The sequence below is a fragment of the Gallibacter sp. Marseille-QA0791 genome, from assembly GCF_965119705.1.
Classification (GTDB): Bacteria; Bacillota; Clostridia; order Peptostreptococcales; family Anaerovoracaceae; genus Lentihominibacter; species Lentihominibacter excrementipullorum.
This window is the reverse complement of sequence record NZ_CBCPMH010000001.1, coordinates 2,073,781-2,091,910: the sequence shown is the minus strand read 5'-3', so window position 1 is coordinate 2,091,910 and position 18,130 is coordinate 2,073,781. Positions and strand designations below refer to the sequence as shown.

17 protein-coding genes are annotated in these 18,130 nt (G+C 49.8%); 10 read left to right on the top strand and 7 right to left on the bottom strand.

Annotated elements, in window-relative coordinates:
- The 4 genes from ACQY69_RS09675 to ACQY69_RS09660 form a co-directional block, all read right to left on the bottom strand.
- The gene (locus tag ACQY69_RS09675; RefSeq protein ID WP_428260320.1) at positions 1-747 is read right to left on the bottom strand and encodes a carboxymuconolactone decarboxylase family protein; all 747 of its coding nucleotides are present in this window, start codon (positions 745-747) and stop codon (positions 1-3) included.
- Between the two features lie 19 nt (positions 748-766).
- The gene (locus ACQY69_RS09670; protein WP_428260319.1) at positions 767-1,003 is read right to left on the bottom strand and encodes a hypothetical protein; all 237 of its coding nucleotides are present in this window, start codon (positions 1,001-1,003) and stop codon (positions 767-769) included.
- Positions 1,004-1,197: 194 nt separating this feature from the next.
- Positions 1,198-1,995, bottom strand: coding sequence for a protein kinase domain-containing protein (locus ACQY69_RS09665; RefSeq protein ID WP_428260318.1), 798 nt, complete (start codon positions 1,993-1,995; stop codon positions 1,198-1,200).
- Positions 1,992-2,426: a zinc ribbon domain-containing protein gene (locus ACQY69_RS09660; RefSeq protein ID WP_428260317.1), complete on the bottom strand. Its 435-nt coding sequence runs from the start codon at positions 2,424-2,426 to the stop codon at positions 1,992-1,994. Before ACQY69_RS09660 ends, ACQY69_RS09665 begins: the two co-directional genes overlap by 4 nt.
- A gap of 226 nt (positions 2,427-2,652) precedes the next feature.
- On the opposite strand from ACQY69_RS09660, the gene ACQY69_RS09655 reads away from it, so the two are divergent.
- From ACQY69_RS09655 to ACQY69_RS09635, 5 genes are all read left to right on the top strand, one after another.
- On the top strand, positions 2,653-3,534 hold the full coding sequence (locus ACQY69_RS09655) for a LysR family transcriptional regulator (protein WP_428260316.1): 882 nt from the start codon (positions 2,653-2,655) through the stop codon (positions 3,532-3,534).
- A gap of 4 nt (positions 3,535-3,538) precedes the next feature.
- The gene (locus ACQY69_RS09650; RefSeq protein WP_428260315.1) at positions 3,539-4,519 is read left to right on the top strand and encodes a biotin--[acetyl-CoA-carboxylase] ligase; all 981 of its coding nucleotides are present in this window, start codon (positions 3,539-3,541) and stop codon (positions 4,517-4,519) included.
- Positions 4,520-4,719: 200 nt separating this feature from the next.
- Positions 4,720-5,184 carry an NAD(P)H-dependent oxidoreductase subunit E gene (locus ACQY69_RS09645; protein ID WP_428260314.1) on the top strand — a complete coding sequence of 155 codons (465 nt, stop codon included), beginning with the start codon at positions 4,720-4,722 and terminating at the stop codon, positions 5,182-5,184.
- A gap of 9 nt (positions 5,185-5,193) precedes the next feature.
- Positions 5,194-7,071, top strand: a complete 1,878-nt coding sequence (nuoF, locus tag ACQY69_RS09640) for an NADH-quinone oxidoreductase subunit NuoF (protein WP_428260313.1) — start codon at positions 5,194-5,196, stop codon at positions 7,069-7,071.
- 1 nt (position 7,072) lies between these two features.
- The gene (locus tag ACQY69_RS09635) at positions 7,073-8,788 is read left to right on the top strand and encodes a [FeFe] hydrogenase, group A (protein ID WP_428260312.1); all 1,716 of its coding nucleotides are present in this window, start codon (positions 7,073-7,075) and stop codon (positions 8,786-8,788) included.
- A 132-nt stretch (positions 8,789-8,920) separates the two neighbouring features.
- Here ACQY69_RS09635 and ACQY69_RS09630 read toward each other — a convergent pair whose 3' ends face one another.
- Complete coding sequence (locus ACQY69_RS09630) at positions 8,921-9,472, bottom strand: DUF6506 family protein (RefSeq protein WP_428260311.1); 552 nt, start codon at positions 9,470-9,472, stop codon at positions 8,921-8,923.
- 191 nt (positions 9,473-9,663) lie between these two features.
- Here ACQY69_RS09630 and ACQY69_RS09625 point away from each other — a divergent pair, with 191 nt between their 5' ends.
- The 5 genes from ACQY69_RS09625 (at position 9,664) to ACQY69_RS09605 (ending at position 15,534) form a co-directional block, all read left to right on the top strand.
- Positions 9,664-11,793 carry an FtsW/RodA/SpoVE family cell cycle protein gene (locus ACQY69_RS09625; RefSeq protein WP_428260310.1) on the top strand — a complete coding sequence of 710 codons (2,130 nt, stop codon included), beginning with the start codon at positions 9,664-9,666 and terminating at the stop codon, positions 11,791-11,793.
- Positions 11,790-13,151: a penicillin-binding transpeptidase domain-containing protein gene (locus ACQY69_RS09620; RefSeq protein ID WP_428260309.1), complete on the top strand. Its 1,362-nt coding sequence runs from the start codon at positions 11,790-11,792 to the stop codon at positions 13,149-13,151. Before ACQY69_RS09625 ends, ACQY69_RS09620 begins: the two co-directional genes overlap by 4 nt.
- 79 nt (positions 13,152-13,230) lie before the next feature.
- The gene (locus tag ACQY69_RS09615; protein WP_428260308.1) at positions 13,231-13,989 is read left to right on the top strand and encodes a response regulator transcription factor; all 759 of its coding nucleotides are present in this window, start codon (positions 13,231-13,233) and stop codon (positions 13,987-13,989) included.
- Positions 13,979-15,049, top strand: a complete 1,071-nt coding sequence (locus ACQY69_RS09610) for a sensor histidine kinase (protein WP_428260307.1) — start codon at positions 13,979-13,981, stop codon at positions 15,047-15,049. The genes ACQY69_RS09615 and ACQY69_RS09610 overlap by 11 nt, the downstream gene beginning before the upstream one ends.
- Before the next feature lie 152 nt (positions 15,050-15,201).
- A complete protein-coding gene (locus tag ACQY69_RS09605) occupies positions 15,202-15,534 on the top strand; it encodes a hypothetical protein (RefSeq protein ID WP_428260306.1) in 333 nt (110 codons plus the stop codon).
- 96 nt (positions 15,535-15,630) lie between these two features.
- On the opposite strand, the gene ACQY69_RS09600 is transcribed toward ACQY69_RS09605, so the two are convergent.
- Entirely contained in the window at positions 15,631-16,800 is a 1,170-nt protein-coding gene (locus tag ACQY69_RS09600; RefSeq protein ID WP_226385831.1) for an ISL3 family transposase, read from the bottom strand.
- A 227-nt stretch (positions 16,801-17,027) separates the two neighbouring features.
- Entirely contained in the window at positions 17,028-18,074 is a 1,047-nt protein-coding gene (locus ACQY69_RS09595) for a DUF3048 domain-containing protein (protein WP_428260305.1), read from the bottom strand.
- Positions 18,075-18,130: the final 56 nt, after the last annotated feature.

The following is an 18,130-nucleotide window of genomic DNA, read 5'->3' as shown; positions in this document are numbered from 1 at the left end:
TTAAAGCCTCCCATATTCCTCATCGCTGACCGGTTCACACCACTCGCTTCCTGTGGCTTCTCCCGGAACCTCTATCGCTATATGACTGAACCAGCAGTCGGCCTTGGCACCGTGCCAGTGCTTGACATCAGGCGGGATCACTACCACATCGCCCGGCTTCAGGCTCTGAGCCGGTTTTCCTTCTTCCTGGTACCAGCCCTCTCCTTCGACGCATACCAGCACCTGTCCGCCGCCTTTCTCGGCTCTGTGTATATGCCAATTGTTGCGGCATCCCGGCTCAAAGGTCACGTTAGCCAGGAAAAGATTGGATTTTTCCGGATCCACCAGCGGCTTCAGATATGAATTGCCGATGAAATACTGGGCGAATGCCGTGTTTGGCTCTCCCATACCGAACATGCCGCCGTGCTCCCCGTCGCGGCCATCCTCTTCGTCAGCGTACACTTCCTTAGCCAGATTGAATACGGCCCACGCGTTTGGCCAGCCGGCATAGAAGGCAGCATGGGTTATTATCTCCGCCATCTCTTCCTTCGTTATCCCATTGTTTTTTGCGCTCATCAGATGGTACTTAAGGGAGTTATCGACAAGACCTTTTCCCATAAACACACATATGGTCACCAGCGATCTGTCCCTCAACGACAGTTTATCCTCTCTCGACCACACTTCTCCAAAGAGCACATCATCGTTCAGCTCCGCGAATTTAGGAGCGAATTCTCCAAGACTATCTCTTCCGGCTGTCTGCTTTTTCATAACCATACCTCCTCTTGTTTCAACTGATCTCTTTTCCCTCTTTTATCCTGTATATCAGATAATCGAGACACTCCAGCTGCCGCTGTACCTGATGACTTTTATCCAACAGCTGCCGCCTGTAGTCCGACAATATGTCCAGCTGCTCGCCGCAGCTTTTATTTTCACGACATCCTAAGAACCTGTCGGCCTGCTCCTGGCAACATCCGGCATCCTTCAATATTTGCCTCAGTGCGTCTTTCTCTTTTTTCGTCAACATCTCAATGCCTCCTGCGCCACGCTTTCTGATGAGATTATTTTACACCCGGTCTTCATTGATAGCAAATACCTATAAATTATCGTTTTCCATACGCAAAAGGAATAGCTGCGGATAGCGGAAGGACCCAGGGGGCCGGCGGACAACGACAGATCCCCGCGGAGCCACAATGCAAAGCCGCGGACGTGCGTTTTCATTCACATCCGCGGCCATAATCTCTGAAATATCTCCCTTGCTGCGGCAGCCGGACGGGGTCCATCGCTTCTCCGGGCTGTACCCGTTCCCGTGGCTCCTGTCTCCGTAGCGTCCGTGTCAGATGCCTCCCTGCCGAAAGTATCCGGTTCCAACAGCTGACCGATGAACTCTTGCTGCTCCCGCGAAAGAGGAAGCTCCTGACGCCACGTCCTCTCTTCGCGGCTGCCTGCTGGTCCGCAGGCAGTCTCGCCGTAGCATGAATAGAGCAGATACAGCAAAACGTCTGCTGTCCGTGCCAGATCCAGACTGAAGGACATGCCTCTGGTCCCCTCATACCTGGCCAGGCCAAAATCTATCAACGCTATCACCTCACCATCATACAGGATATTTGAAATGCTGATATCTCCGTGGATAACGCTGCGGCTCTCCAAATACTCCAGTATACGAAAAAGCTGCGTCCCGATGTCCCTTATTTCCGCTTCCGAAAAGCTCTTCTTCTCATCAAACAACCATCTGGCCAGCGATTTGCCGGCTTTGTATTCAAGGACGAAAAAATAGCCATGACGGTCATTTATCACTCCTTCCAGCTGTGGGAGCGCCGGATGCCGAAGACCCGACAGTATTACTGCTTCGTGGTGCTCGTGGAAACGGTTTTTTCTTCTCATCCGCCTGCGAAACCGTTTCAGCACCACCTGCCTCCCATCAGAGCTTCGCGCAAGAAAACATACACCGTAACGTCCGCTTCCGATGCGGGACATCACGGTGTAGTCTCCGATCCTCTTATTTTTCCGCAGCATCATTTACCGACCGGCTTGCCGCAGTTGGCACAGAACTTGGCCCCCGGCGGGAGAGGCTTGCCACAGTCGGTACAGAAGGAGGCATTGGCCTCTATCTTTTCTCCGCACGACAAACAGAACTTCGAACCTGCCGGGACCGCTGTCCCGCACTTAGGGCATACTATCTGGCCGTCTCCATGACGAGGACTCATCTGGCCGCCTGACAAGTTCGTCTGACCACCCTGCTGATAGCCTTGCCCCGGATAGCCCTGATCGGGATAACCCTGTCCCGGATAGCCGCCGTAACCTCTGTAGCCCCATGAGCTCCGTGAACCGAAAGAGCCGCCGAATCCCGACAGTATACCGAACAGGCCCTTTTTCCTGTAATGGCTCCCGCCCCTGTTTGGATCAGGATAGCGGCGATTGCTGCTGGAACGTGAAAAAAATCCGCTCATATTCATCCTCCTGCTGCTTTTCGAATATATATTTTTTTTAATATACATTATCCGCACGCCTGTTGACAAGCGGATTCACAGCAACTACACAATTTTTTCCGTATCTTTACCTTGGCTCCCGCTCTCATTCCAATAGCGGACGCCTATAAAAGCCGCTTGCCATGACTTTACTTAATACTTATAATTGAATCAAACATGTGATAGATATATCAAGGAGAAGGATAAAATGGAACTTCGTGTTTTACGATACTTTCTCGCTGTCGCGAGAGAGCAGAATATAACGGCTGCTGCCGAGACTCTCCACGTCACTCAGCCCACCTTGTCGAAGCAGCTGATGGAGCTGGAGAAGGAGCTGGGCAGAACGCTGTTCATACGGGGCAACAGGAAGATAACGCTGACGGAGGACGGGATGTTCCTGCGCAAGCGGGCTCAGGAAATAACCGAATTGGTCGACAAGACTGAGGCTGCCTTCACAGCGGACAGCGAGACCATAGTGGGAGAGATATTCATCGGCAGCGGTGAAACCGAAGCTATACGGTATATAGCAAAATCTTTGTCCCGGCTGCAGGCTCTCCATCCCGGCATCACGTTCAACTTGTACAGCGGCAACGGTGAAGACGTCTCCGAGCGGCTGGACAAGGGGCTGCTGGACTTCGGTCTGTTTGTCGGCATGACCGATCTGAAAAAGTATGATTATCTGACACTGCCCTACTATCACCGATGGGGTCTTATCATGAGAAAGGACGATTCTCTGGCGAAGGAGGAAAGCATAACTCCCGACATGCTCCCAGGTCTGCCTCTCCTGTGTTCGCGTCAGGCTCTGATACAGAACGAGCTTTCGGGATGGCTGGGCATCGCTTTTGAGGAGCTGAACATCATCGGTACATACAATCTTATCTACAATGCCGCTGTCATGGTGGAGGAAGGTCTGGGATACGCCGTCTGCATAGATAAGCTGGCCAATACTTCCGAAGAAAGCCCTCTCTGCTTCCGCCCTTTTGAACCTGCCATGAAAGTGGATATGTTCATCGCGTGGAAAAAGTACCAGATATTCTCCGCCGCCGCGAAGAAGCTGCTGGAGATATTGCAGGACGAATTGGAGGATTGATATTATGTCTACTAAAGATCTCGTGTTAAAATCGCTCCGGAACGCCGGCGGGAGTTTCGTTTCAGGAGAGACGCTGTCAGGCGATCTCCATGTTTCCCGTACCGCCATATGGAAAGCCATCAGAGCCCTCAGAGAAGAAGGATATATCATAAAAGCTGTCACCAACAGGGGTTACAGACTCATCGAAGGAGGCGATACTATCGCCGCGGGAAACATACGTGATTTTCTCCCTTCGGAATACAAAAGCATCGATATAGAGGTATACGACATCCTCGATTCAACTAACCTGAAAGCACGCCAGCTGTCAGATGACGGGGCCAGTCACGGGACTGTCGTGATAGCGCTGCAGCAAACAGCCGGACGAGGGCGTCTGGGCAGAGACTTCTTTTCTCCCAGGGAAGGTCTTTATCTCAGCATCATAATAAAGCCGTCTTTCGCTCTCGACAGAGCAGCCGCTGTCACCACAGCCGCCGCCGTCGCCGTCGCCGAAGCGGTTGAAAAAGTCTGCGGAAAGCAGGCAGGGATCAAATGGGTCAACGATATTTACTGCGACGGGAAAAAAATATGCGGTATCCTGACCGAGGGCATCACCAACTTCGAAACAGGCCGCGTCGAAACCATGATCATAGGTATAGGAGTCAACACGACTGTTAAGGATTTCCCTGAAGAGCTGCTGGATATCGCAGGTGCTGTGGAAGGAAATTACTCCAAAGCTCAGCTGGCGGCAGAAATAATAGCCGGGACGCTGCGTTTTATCGGCGATCAGGAAAACAGCACATTTATCGATTCTTATAAGCAAAGAAGTATCGTATTGGGACGGGATATCACGGTATATAAAGGAAGATACCTCACCTCACCGGAAAAGGATCTTTCAGGTATACCGGCAAAGGCTCTTGATATTGACAACGCCGGACGGCTGATCGTCCAGTATGAAAACGGTACTCGGGAAGCCCTTTCATCCGGCGAGATTTCCATAAGACTGTGATATTTTTTAAACAAATTAAAGCCGTTTTTTGAGCAAATTAATAACATTTTTTCTTTTTTTTAAGCAAGTAAGTTTTTTCCTACATATTAAACCTGTAGACAACATTTAACCGATAATGTAAAATATTTTTTATCAAGATTTTCACCATTCTTAAATTTCATACCGTTATCACCACCTACATGCAGAAAGGGCAATTCACTATGGATAATGAGAAAATGTGTAAAACCATCGACGGTATCATCGACCGTCACGGCGACAAGAAACCTATCGTCGCTATTTTGCAGGATATCCAGGAGGAATACAGATATCTTCCTAAGGAAGCGTTGTTTTATCTTGCAAAGAAAATCGATGTGAGCATCGCCAAGATCTACAGCGTCGCGACATTCTACGAGAATTTCTCCCTTGAACCGAAGGGAAAATACGTGATAAAGATCTGCGACGGTACGGCATGTCACGTCAGAAAATCCATACCTATTTTAAATGCTCTTCAGAACAAGCTGAATCTCAAGGAAGGCAAGAAGACTACCGATGACGGTCTCTTTACCGTCGAAACGGTATCATGTCTCGGCGCCTGCGGGTTAGCTCCCGTAATGACCGTCAACGACAAGGTATACCCTGCCATGACTCCCGAATCAGCTACAGCCTTAGTGGAAGAACTGGAATAGGAGGACCCCATGAAAATAACAGATAGAAAGCATTTAGACCAGTACAGAAAGGAATTTCTGGCTCATATCGACACTCAGACAAAAAAGGTATATGTATGCGGCGGAACAGGCTGCGTAGCCGGCGGTTCCATGGAAATCTATGACGAATTCAAAAAGCTCATCGAGGAATACGGCCTCAGATGTGACGTTTCTCTGGATTCTGACGCCTGTCAGGGCAGCATAGGCCTCAAGAAGAGCGGCTGTCACGGGTTCTGCGAAATGGGCCCTGTCCTCAGGATAGAGCCGTCGAAGCTTTTCTACCTGAAGGTCAAGCCGGAAGACTGCCGCGAGATAGTGGAAAAATCCATAGCAGGCGACGAAGTAGTCGAAAGACTCATATACAGCAGAGATGGTATACAGTATCCGGAACAGGAAGAGATACCATTCTACAAACATCAGACGAGGATGGTCCTGGAGGACTGCGGACAGATAGACGCTCAGTCCATCAAGGAATACATCGCTTACGGCGGCTACAGCTCTCTGGAAAAATGTATGTTCGAAATGACTCAGGACGAAGTGATCAAGGTCATCACAGATTCCAACCTGAGAGGAAGAGGCGGCGCCGGATTCCCTGCCGGGAGGAAATGGTCCCAGGTAAAATCCCAGAAATCTCCTGAGAAATATGTAGTCTGCAACGGAGACGAAGGCGACCCAGGCGCCTTCATGGACAGAAGCATCATGGAAGGCGACCCTCACAAGATGCTGGAAGGAATGATGATAGCAGGCTACGCGTCAGGAGCAAAAGAAGGATACATTTACGTCAGAGCCGAATATCCTCTGGCTGTGGAAAGGCTTACCATGGCCATCGAACAGGCCCGCGAGATCGGCCTTCTGGGGAAGAACATCCTGGGCGCTGATTTCGACTTCGATATACATATCGTAAAAGGAGCCGGCGCATTCGTCTGCGGAGAAGGAAGCGCCCTCACCACATCCATCGAAGGAAACAGAGGAATGCCAAGAGTCAAGCCTCCTAGGACAGTAGAGCACGGCCTCTACGGCAAACCGACACTTTTGAACAACGTGGAGACCTTCGCCAATGTTCCTATCATAATAGAAAACGGCGCGGAATGGTACAGATCCATCGGACCTGAAAAGAGCCCCGGCACCAAGGCATTCGCTCTTACCGGAAACATCGTCAACACCGGTCTCATCGAGGTACCTATGGGAACTACTCTCAGACAGGTCATATACGATATCGGCGGCGGCATCAGAGGCGGCAAAAAATTCAAGGCCGTACAGATAGGAGGTCCTTCGGGAGCATGTCTCACGGAAGAGCATCTCGATCTGCCGCTGGACTTCGACAGCCTGAAAAAAGTCGGCGCCATGATAGGTTCCGGCGGACTGGTAGTAATGGATGAAGACACCTGCATGGTAGAGGTGGCCAGATTCTTCATGAACTTCACTCAGAACGAATCATGCGGCAAATGCGTACCGTGCCGTGAAGGTACCAGGAGAATGCTGGACATCCTTGAGAAGATCGTAGCCGGAAACGGCGAGCTCTCCGATCTTGACATACTGGAAAGACTGGCTGACACTATCACCGCCACAGCCCTCTGCGGTCTGGGCAAGACGGCAGCTAATCCTGTCCAGTCGACACTCAAATACTTCAGGGACGAATATATCGAGCACATCGTCGATAAGAAATGCAGGACCGGCAACTGCCAGGCCCTCAAAACCATCTACATCGACAAGGATCTCTGCAAGGGCTGCTCCCTGTGCTCCAAGGTATGTCCTGTAGACGCCATCTCCGGAAAGATAAAGGAGCCGTATGAAATCGACGCGGCCAAATGTATCAAGTGCGGAGCATGTATGGAAAAATGTAAGTTCAACGCCATTAAGGAGGGCTAAAATGAGTACTATCAATAACAAGAGAACCATGACCGTAAACGGAAGGCCTGTACCTATAGAAGGCGAGAAGAATATTCTCGATCTCATACGCAAGGCCGGTTTCGATATGCCGACCTTATGTTACCACTCACAGCTTTCCACCTTCGGCGCGTGCAGGATGTGCATCGTCGAAGACAAAAAAGGCAATATCCTGGCATCCTGCTCCACTCCGCCTAAAGCCGGTATGGACATACGGACCAATACACCGAGACTGAGAGAATACAGGAAAATGATATTGGAGCTGATGCTGGCCGACCACAACCGTGATTGCATCACCTGCGAGAAGCGACGTGACTGCGAGCTGCTGAGACTGGCGCGCCGTTTCGACGTCGATACCGTCAGATTTGAGACCTACAGCATGGATGGAACGAAAGACAAATCCTCCCTTGCTGTTATCAGACATCCTGACAAGTGCATACTTTGCGGCGACTGCATCAGGATGTGCGACGAGATACAGAACGTAGGAGCCATCGACTTCGTCAACAGAGGCTCAAAAATGGAAGTAATGCCGGCATTCGATATGCCGCTGGCCGAATCGGACTGCGTCAACTGCGGTCAATGTGCCGCCGTATGTCCTACGGCAGCTATAACGGTAAGAAGCAACCTTCGTGAACTGTGGGAAATGCTCAACGACGACAACATCATCGTTCAGGCTCAGATAGCACCTGCCGTAAGAGTAGCTCTCGGAGATGAATTCAACTTCCCTTACGGGACCAACGTCATGGGTAAGATCGTTGCAGCTCTGAGAAAGCTGGGCTTTGACGAGGTATACGATACAGCTACCGGAGCTGACCTGACAGTCATCGAAGAGGCTGCCGAGTTCGTGGAAAGGCTGAAGGAAGGCGGGAAGCTGCCGCTCTTCACCTCTTGCTGCCCTGCATGGGTCAAGTACGCGGAGACGAAGCACCCTGAGCTGATGGACAACATCTCCAGCTGCAAATCGCCTATGGAAATGTTTGGTTCAGTCCTCAAGGAAAAAGCCAGACTTGATTCGGAAGGCCAGAAAAATCCTAAGGTAGTGAAGAACGTAGCTATCATGCCTTGCACTGCTAAGAAATTCGAAGTGAAGAGAGAAGAAATGAAGACAAATGGTGAACCTACGGTCGATCTGGCCATCACCACTCAGGAGCTGGCTTCCCTCATTATCGAGTCGGGTCTCAAGTTTGAAGACATACAGCCTGAAGCCGTGGACATGCCATTCGGTATCGCCAGCGGTGCCGGAGTCATCTTCGGTGTCACGGGTGGCGTTACAGAAGCAGTGATAAGAAACGTCATCGATCCTGACAGCAGAGCCGAACTGGAAGAAATAGCCTTTACAGGCGTAAGAGGACTGGACGGTGTCAAGGAAGTCCATCTGCCTTACGGAGAAGAAGGAGAACAGACTATTTCCATCGCTATCGTAAGCGGCCTGCGAAACGCGGAAAATCTCATAAGAAAAATAGAAAGCGGCGAAGTCCACTACGATTTCGTCGAAGTCATGGCCTGCCAGGGCGGATGTATCGCCGGAGCGGGACAGCCGTTCGTAGTAGGAAGAGCAAGAGCCGAACGTTCCCAGGGGATGTACGAAGCCGATCAGTTGTCCAACGTACGTACGTCTCAGGGCAATCCTGTGACCGAAAATCTCTACAATGGGCTGCTGGCCGGAGAAAACGCTCACAGACTGCTCCACTACAAATAGCACAGACGTGCCAACGGTCCGGACACGGACATGGATCATGTAATGCTGAAAAAGGGAGACTGTACCGGGAATATCCTTTCCCGGAGCAGTCTCCTCTTTTAATGCTCACTTACCGTATCAGCTTCAGCCTATCTATCTGTAGATCCTGCCGCACGTCCCGATAGGAACTTTTCCTCCTGTCTCGTCCGATATCTTTTCCATCATCATCTGATCGAACCAGCTGCACAGCTCGATGAAACCCACCCTCTTTCTCACCATTTCGAGAGCGGCCGCCTTTGCCTGATCCATATCCCTCACGAACACCACTCTGAGCGCGCAGTCAGCATTTTCAAGCCTTCTCCACTGCGGTTCATCCACACCGTCCATTTTCACTATCATGCCGTAATCGTGAAAGGATTCCAGCTTATTGAGCTTCGCCAGCTCATCTATGGTATACCTGGCGTTTTCCACAGTGATGCCCTCACCTGCGTCCTTTCTTATCTCTTCTGTCACATCATCGTCAAAATCGCCGCACAGATTTATGAGCGTATACCCCTGTCCTATCAGCTCTCTGACATATGCCTTTCCTGCCTCTATCCCGTCCACGCCGGCTATGATACTACGGCTCTCATCGTTTTCATATATAACGGAATAATTTTCGGGAGCAGCGCCCGATACATTGATCACAAAAGCGAAGTTTAACATTTCTTACCTCCTTAGCTTTCCCCATGTTATATTTCCCATGTTATATCAGCACTTCCGGCAAGTCAAGAACCAGAGCCGCTCTCTTCCGCCGGCCCGGCTCAAATGGCGTTTCCATCACATCAACAACAAAAACATCTGTTATATTGACTATGTATACATTCGTGTTTTAGAGATAAGATAAGGAGAATTTTATGGACCTCCTGAATACGGTATTGGAATATACCGGTATATATTTTACAACGGGAGTCAGGTGGGTATTCCTGGTCCTGGCGATCTTCATATTAGCCCGGCAGATACGTTCACTGCTGCAGGCCCGCAATCCTTCAGAGATATGGGCCTATCTGGGCTGCCCCGATGGCACCAATGTCCCTCTCACCCACTGGGAAAATCTGATAGGGCGCGGCCGAGGCTGTGATGTCATCATCAACCTGACCAGCGTTTCCAGGAGCCATGCCACCCTCATAAGGGATTCAGCCGGCGTCTGGAAATATAACGACCTCAACTCCAAAAACGGTTCCAGGATAAACGGCAGGCCGGTAAAAGAGGCTACAGTCCTCAAAGGAGGAGATGTGCTTACTATCGGAGGCTCCGATTTCACACTCTACCCAGTCAGCCTGCAGGAGAGAATGGCCAATATCGAGAAGAGAAAGCGCAAGACACGCCCCGTCTCTCCATGGCCGTCTCTGGCAGCGCTGACGCTGTTCCAGCTTCTGACGGTCATCCAGTTCCGGATATCGCTTGGCGAAGATTTCCCTGCCAACTTACCAATAGCTTTCGCGCTGCTATGCGCTCTCATGTGGTTTTACGTGATCTTCATGAGGACCATGCGGCGTGTAGGCTTCGAAATGGAGATAATCGCCTTTTTCCTCTCCACATTGAGTCTGGCGGTCACAGCTTCAGCCTATCCGTCCACTGTCTTCAAGCAGGCGGTTTGCGTCGTGCTGGGACTGGCTCTGTTTTTCGGACTATGCTGGTTCCTGCGTGATCTCAACAGAGCCAAGAGGATAATCTACGCCCTTATGGGGGCCAGCGTACTTTTGCTGCTGATAAACCTGCTGCTGGGGACTGTTCGCTATGGAGCTCAGAACTGGGTGGAGATCGGCGGATTCTCTTTCCAGCCCTCGGAGCTGGTGAAGATAGTATTCGTTTACGTTGGCGCGGCTACGCTGGATGAACTCCAGCAGCGTAAAAACCTGACGATTTTCATGGGCTTCTCGGTATTCTGCCTGGGATGCCTCGCCATAATGGGAGATTTCGGTACGGCGATGATATTCTTCGTCACCTTCCTCGTCATCTCCTTCCTCAGAAGCGGCGACTTCTCCAAATTGGCGCTCATCATAGGAGCGGCCGGACTTATGGGATTGATGGTCCTCAGATTCAGACCGTATATCGGAGCCAGATTCGAGACCTGGGGCCATGTCTGGGACGATCCCACAGGCGGCGGGTTCCAGCAGGTACAGACCATGACGGCAGCCGCCAGCGGCGGCCTTCCCGGTCTGGGCGCAGGCGAAGGAAATCTCAGCGATGTGGCGGCGGCCAGCACCGACCTGGTATTCGGTCTGCTAAGTGAAGAGTGGGGCCTGATAATAGCTATCCTGGCTGTACTGTGTATCATCACCCTGGGTGTCTTCGCGGTACGGGCCATAATAGCGGGCAGATCTACATATTACAGCATCGCCGCCTGCGCAGCCACATCCATGTTCATATTCCAGGCTATACTCAATGTGTTCGGCTCAGTGGATCTGCTGCCTCTGACAGGCGTGACCTTCCCCTTCGTCTCCTCTGGAGGGACCAGTATGATAGCGTCATGGGGGCTGCTGGCCTTCCTCAAAGCCGCTGATACGAGGCAAAACGCCAGCTTTGCCATACGCCTTGACAAGAAAGGCGAGTTCGAGCCGGAGCTGGAAGGCGGCGGACCGGAAGATCCGGAAGAGATATTCCGAGCCATACCGGCCAGGCCTGAGGCCGGCGCCGGCGGAAAACGTCCTGCCAGACGACCGGGGCGGCGCGCTCCTTCCGGAAGAAGCAGGACGGCTGATGAGACCCGCAGGTTTGACAATACTACGGTAGTGAGCAAGCCTCGGAACGAAAAGAAAAAAATACAGTACAAAGATTTTTCAGATGAGGAATTTTTTGAAAGCTTCGAACGTGATTCACGTGGAGTGACCGGGGCCGGGAAGAAAACGAAAACGACCGGCAAACGGACGGGCAACGGTCCAAACAGCTCAAACAGCACCGGCGGCAGGACTACCTCGCCTAACAGCTCCTCTGAAGACAAGCCGCTGACCCTTGAAGATATTTTCGGAGGCGATGACAAATGAAAAAAATAGAAAAACGAGCCATCATGTGCCTCCTTCTGGCATTCGTCCTGTTGGCAGGCGTAGGCGTCTTCTCCTACAGATATGTAGCCCACGGTGACGACTGGGCCTCCTATGAGGGCAACCGCGACGTGTACGCCGAAGGAGACCTCTCCAAAGGCCGGCTATACGACATCAATGGCACACTGCTGATGCAGAACACGGCGGATGGCATCATATACAATGATGACGCCACCATACGAAGGGCTCTGATGCACATAACCGGCGACCGTGACAACAATATCTCCACAGGCGCCAACAGAGCTTTCACCGATGAGCTCATCGGTTACGATCTGCTCAATGGAGTCTACTCTCTCAACAACGAAGGAGAAGATGTGACGCTCACCCTTGACGCCAACATATGCGCTGTCGCTTATGAAGCCTTAGGCGGTCGAAACGGGACAATAGGCGTCTACAATTATGAGACAGGCGACATCATATGTATGGTCAGCGCTCCTACCTACGACCCTGCCGACCCGCCTTCCTCACCTGAGGAAGGTTCGTATATCAACAGGTTCACATCCTCTACCTTCGTTCCCGGTTCTGTGTTCAAGCTGGTGACGGCTGCCGCGGCCATCGAAAACCTGGATGACGCGTATACGTGGGAGATCAACTGCACCGGTTCCGTAAGCTACGGAGGACAATACGCCGTGACCGACGAAACGGCCCACGGGACCGTGGATCTGGAAAAAGCGCTGGAAGTCTCCTGTAACTGCTATTTTGGCCAGCTGGCCGAAAAGCTGGGACCGGGGCTCCTGGAAAAATACGTGGAAAAGGCCGGACTGACCACCTCTTACGACATCAATGGCATCAAGACTGCTGAAGGTTCATTTTCCTATCCCGACAGTGGGATGAATCTGGCCTGGACCGGTATAGGGCAGTGGGAAGATATGGTAAATCCTTGTGCACTTATGGTCTATATGGGCGCCATCGCAGGCGGCGGCGAAGCCGTGCTTCCCAACATAGTAGAGCCGACCTCCTTCCTCAATAATCTGAAGGCCCGGCTTCCTGTATTCGGCACCACCAGCAGGACTAAGCAGATGATAGACTCATCGACAGCTTCGTCCCTTACGGAAATGATGGCCAACAACGTGGTCTCTCATTACGGCTCGGAGAACTTCCCGGGGCTGGACAGTCTGTGCGCGAAAACAGGTACCGCTGAGGTGGGTAACGGCAAAAGCCCTCATTCCTGGTTCGCCGGTTTCCTCAACGACCCATCCAATCCATATGCCTTCGTTGTTCTGGTGGAAAACGGCGGATACGGCATCGATGCCGCGGGTTCTGTAGCCAACCAGGTACTGCAGGCCATCGTGAACAGATAGATGCGGTGCTTTTCTTGACTTATCCCCCACTCTCCTATATATTGTTCCTATAGGGAAGCGTATGTGAAGGAGGGACGGCATGAGCGAAGGAAGGATCCTCATCGCTGACGATGAGAAAGAAATACTGGATGTACTGGAAATGCTCTTGGTGGAAAACGGGTACGAGGTCGTGCGGGCCAGTAACGGTCGCCAGGCTTTGGAGCATCCTTCTGAAGATATCGATCTGTACATATTGGATGTGAACATGCCGGAAATGTCGGGCTTCGCGGCCGGGTCAGAGATAAGACGGCGGTCGGACACCCCCATGATCTTTCTGACGGCTTATGCGGGAGAATCTGACAAATACCTCGGCTTTTCGGCGGGCGCTGACGATTATATCGTAAAACCATTTTCCAATACAGAACTGCTGATGCGGGTGAAGGCTATCCTCCGCAGGACCATAGGAAAAGCTGACATCAGCGTCGCTAAAGGCGGCTCGGATATGAATACGACAGATGGCGAGGCCGTAAGGATCAGCGGCACGGATGAAACGGACACAGCGGGGAACACCATAATATACAAAGACCTGCTGCTGGACACAGATTCCCATACTCTGCGCAAAGAGGACCAGCTCATCAAGCTCACCTATACCGAGTTCAGGATATTGGAGCTCTTCCTGACAAACCGCGGGAAGATATTTTCTCCCGAAAACATATATAGCAGCGTCTGGAACGAAGACGCCGTCGGCGACGAGACCATCATGGTCCACATAAAGAATATCCGCAGAAAACTGGGAGACAGTTCCAGAGAACCTAAGTATGTAAAAACCGCATGGGGGAGAGGCTATTATGTCGACTGATACAACACAGCGTTCCGGGAACCGAAGAAAACTGTACTTTGAAATATTGAAGGATCTGGCGGCCGCCCTCGTGGTCGCGGCCTTCACTTTTTTCTTTCTCTATTACTCATCCCATTCCATTGTTGAAAATTACATAACGCATCGGGGCATTCCCCTTACGGACGTTCAGATGTCTCTGCTGGACACATGGCTCAAGAGTCTCTGTATCGCCGCCGCGTCTATCATTTTCATCTGCATGTTCCTCGTGCTGTTAGGCCGCAGGCTGGAATACATAAACCAAATCACAGCAGGAGTCGAAAAGCTGAGAGAGCGCCAGATGAACTTTTATATAGAACCTGAGGGGAACGATGAGCTGACGGAGCTGGCGGAAAGCATCAATTTTCTCTCCTCGTCTCAGCGGCGGCTGATGCGGCGTGAACAGGAGCTTAAGGATGAGCGCGAAGAGTTCATCCGCAGTCTTTCCCATGATATAAGGACGCCCCTCACCTCTATCCTCTCCTACTCAGAGCTCCTGGCGGAGAAAGAGGACCTGGGAAAGGAAGAAACTCAGAATTACATCGCGCTGGTCCGTTCCAAATCGGAACAGATGAAGCGTCTCATCTCACAACTTTCCGGCCAGAGCACCGCCGCTGTGGAGAAGATAGATGATATCGGTCTGTTGATGCGTCAGCTGACCTTCGAATGGGAAGAGCTCCTGGATGAAAATTTCGACTGCCATGTGGATCTTTCCCATTGCGGTAACTTCCCGTGCGCAGTGGATACTTCCAGCCTTTGCAGGATAATCGACAATCTGGCCTCCAACGTGCAGAAATACGCTGATCCATCCGAAGCGGTCCAGCTGACGGTGAGCACAAAAGGCCACCTCCTTCTCATCAGACAGGAAAACAAGGTGGCAAAACCGGTCATATCCAAAAATCCCGCTCCTGAAAGCAGTCTGATAGGACTGGTAAATGTAAAGCGCATAGCGGAAGCCTCCGGCGGGCATGTGAACGTGTCCGGCGATGACTGCAGTTTCCTCATCGATATAGCGATCGCCCTGACAGTCACTGATATGGCCTGATCACGTTTAGTTCCTCTTCAGATCCTGAGTATCATTCCCGTTTTTCTTCAGGATTCTTTAGAATTTGTTCCCGTTTTTCTTTATATTATGGTGGTATCTTAATAACCGTAGTAAGGAAATGCGATTTTAGTAAATAAAAGGAGGATATAAAAATGGCATTAGGAATTCTTGTTATCATGTACATCGTTTTATGCATCATCAGTATAGTTGGTCTGCTGGCCCTGTTTCTCACTAAAAACATGGCAGCCAGGAAGCTCATATGCTTCGCTATGGCCATATGGGGGATATTGCTGGCGATATTAAGCGCCCAGAGCCTTCCATCCAACTGGATATTATTGCAGGCGTTCGCCTGGGGCTTCGGCTTCGTCGGTCTGGCTGCTTTCGTCGTACGCGTCATCGCCAAGAACAACAAGCAGCACACCTTTGCCGCTCTGCTGGCTTCAGCTTCTGTCATCGGAGGCATGCTGGTATTCCTGCTCATGTAATAGCCGAGAAAAAAAGGTTCTATGTCAAATGTTGGGGTAGAACTCATAAAATGAGATCATAGGCTGGCAGAGTGTATATTCACTCTGTCAGTTTCTTTATGTTAATGAATGCATGATTCTTGCTCTGAATCTCTTAAAATTTCTGACTCCATAAGATACTCTCTTGATTACTTTTATCTTGTTGTTACAGCCCTCTGTATATCCATTAGTGTATCCTGTAATTATTCCATTCCTTATCTCATCAAACCAATCTATAAAAGTTTTACAGCAATTATTAAACTCTTTACATTCAAAACTTTGTGCCATCATAATCCAGTTGTTCATCCTTTTAGTAAATTTGTAGCTATCTTTTTCCTTCATAAGAGAATAAAATTCATTCTTAAGATAGTAGGCTTGAGATAATTCCTTTGATAAAGATAGCATGTTTAATACTTGTTGCCATTCATAGTCTTTAAGTTTGTCCTGCGATTTAAGAAGCAGTGTTCTTGATCTTTTAAAATATTTCCTTCGGCTAGGCTCAAAGTTTTGTTGGACCTTTTTTCTTGTTCTTTCAAATGCCCATGTGACTTGTCTGATAACATGATATTTGTCAGCTATGATTTTTGCATTAGGAAAACAATGTTTAGAAACCGCTTTAAATGCAGTGCTCATATCGATTACAACATATTGCACATTGTTTCTATCCTTAAACTTGGAAAAGTAAGAGTAAAGGTAGTCAGCTTTTCTTGAAGGAAGTATATCTAAAACCTTCTTTGCTTTAGGATTAGTAAGGATAAATTGGAATTTCTCTCCGTTAGCATTTCCTTTAAACTCATCAAAGGCAATCACCTTGGGAAGACTAGGTAAGCCATAATCTATCTTATCAAGGATTCTGCCAATAGTTGCCTGAGAAAGAGATGTTAATTTAGCAATAGATTTTAGTGAAGAAACTTCAGTAAATCTAGATAGAATAAAAGCCCAGAGCCTATTGGTTGTTCTTTGATATTTAGGTAAGAAAGGTATTTTCTCAAAAAATCTTTTACCACAATGAGGACATACATATCTTCTTTTTCTAAGATGAATGAAAGTTGCTTTATGCAGAAAAGGGACATCTTTGATTATCTGAGTACGGTAGTCATGAACCCTTTCAGTAGGGAAGTTGCAGCAGGGGCAGGTATGAGGTTCTTTTTTCATTGAGATAAAAATGTTGAGAGATTCCTCAGTACTTTTAATATTTTCTAAAATTGCACCTTTTAATTCAAATAATTCTTCTATATAATTTGACATGAGCATAATTGAAAACTCCTTTCTATGTTATTGTGGTGATTTCATTTTAAATGAGCTTGATATTATGCTCAATTTTTTATTGCATAAAAAATGTTGAGGCATCATACCCCAACATTTATTATAGAACCGAAAAAAAACGGGGCTGTCCCATCAGATCTTTATCTGATGAGACAGCCCTTTTTCGTTATCTGTAAATGGCAAAGGCCCGTTTCAATATCCAGGCATGATCAACGATAGCTTAGTTCGCAGTTCTGATCCGTCACCTCTACCCATGTATTTCCCGGCGTGAGTTTGAACTCATTGCCCTCCGTATCGGTAAATACAGTCCTTGAATCCAGGTCTTCCCTTGACCATGTTCCCTCCACAGCCACGCCGTTGGTAAACAGGATAGCTTCTCCTCCGGCGCACATATCTATCTCCAGCCTGCCGGTACTGTCGATGACGCTGCTGCTCACCTTCTGTACCAGTATATTGCAGGTGGTTATCGGCTCACCAGTCTCATGGTCGACATATTCCTCGCCGCCATTTATGGTTCTGGTATAACGCCCGGTCGCTTCATCATAAGTATATTCATATTCGCTCCCCGTGTATCTGAACTCTATGTAAGCAGCGGCAGCGCCTTCGTTAGCCTGAGCCCCCTTGAGAAAGGCAAAGGGACTGATCTCCTGCTTTTCATCCCACCATCCACGGCTGTCTATCTCGTTTTTCACTTCATCCCAGGTTATATAGGAATTGTGCGGAGCACTCTTATCGTCCACTCTGTAGAACTGACAGTCGCTGTTCATGGCGTTTATGTAAGGGACGACATCAGTGAGCAGATATTCTTTGGCCTGCGGGCTCCAGCCATGGGCCAGGAATATGCCCTTGTATTCCCTGGTAAGATCGACAAAATACGGTCTGGTGCTCCTGATAGGTCCGAAATCCTCCGGGAACTGTCCGTAATATATAGCCTGAAGCCTGGTCTGCTCCCCTTCTACCGGGAATTCATAGACCAGATCTGTCATGGAAAGCCAGGATTGAGGCACAGCGTCCCCCACATTGTCTATCGATACGACAAGAGGTCGTGCCGGCATTTCCTCTTCCGACTCCTGACCTGTGAGAGGATTGAGATACGTTTCTTTTTCTTCGATTCCCGGCAGTCCGCCTATTACCCTGCCTCCGGCTGAAACAGCCCCGACTATGCCGATGGCCACCACAGCCACAGCCAGCACTATCACGGCTGTCACCAGCCTGTCAGGCTTTTTCCCCCGGAATATCCGCCTTATGATATCCATGATTCTTCTACTTTCCCTTTCAGCGTTTATTTGTTATACTGTATTGTACCATAATT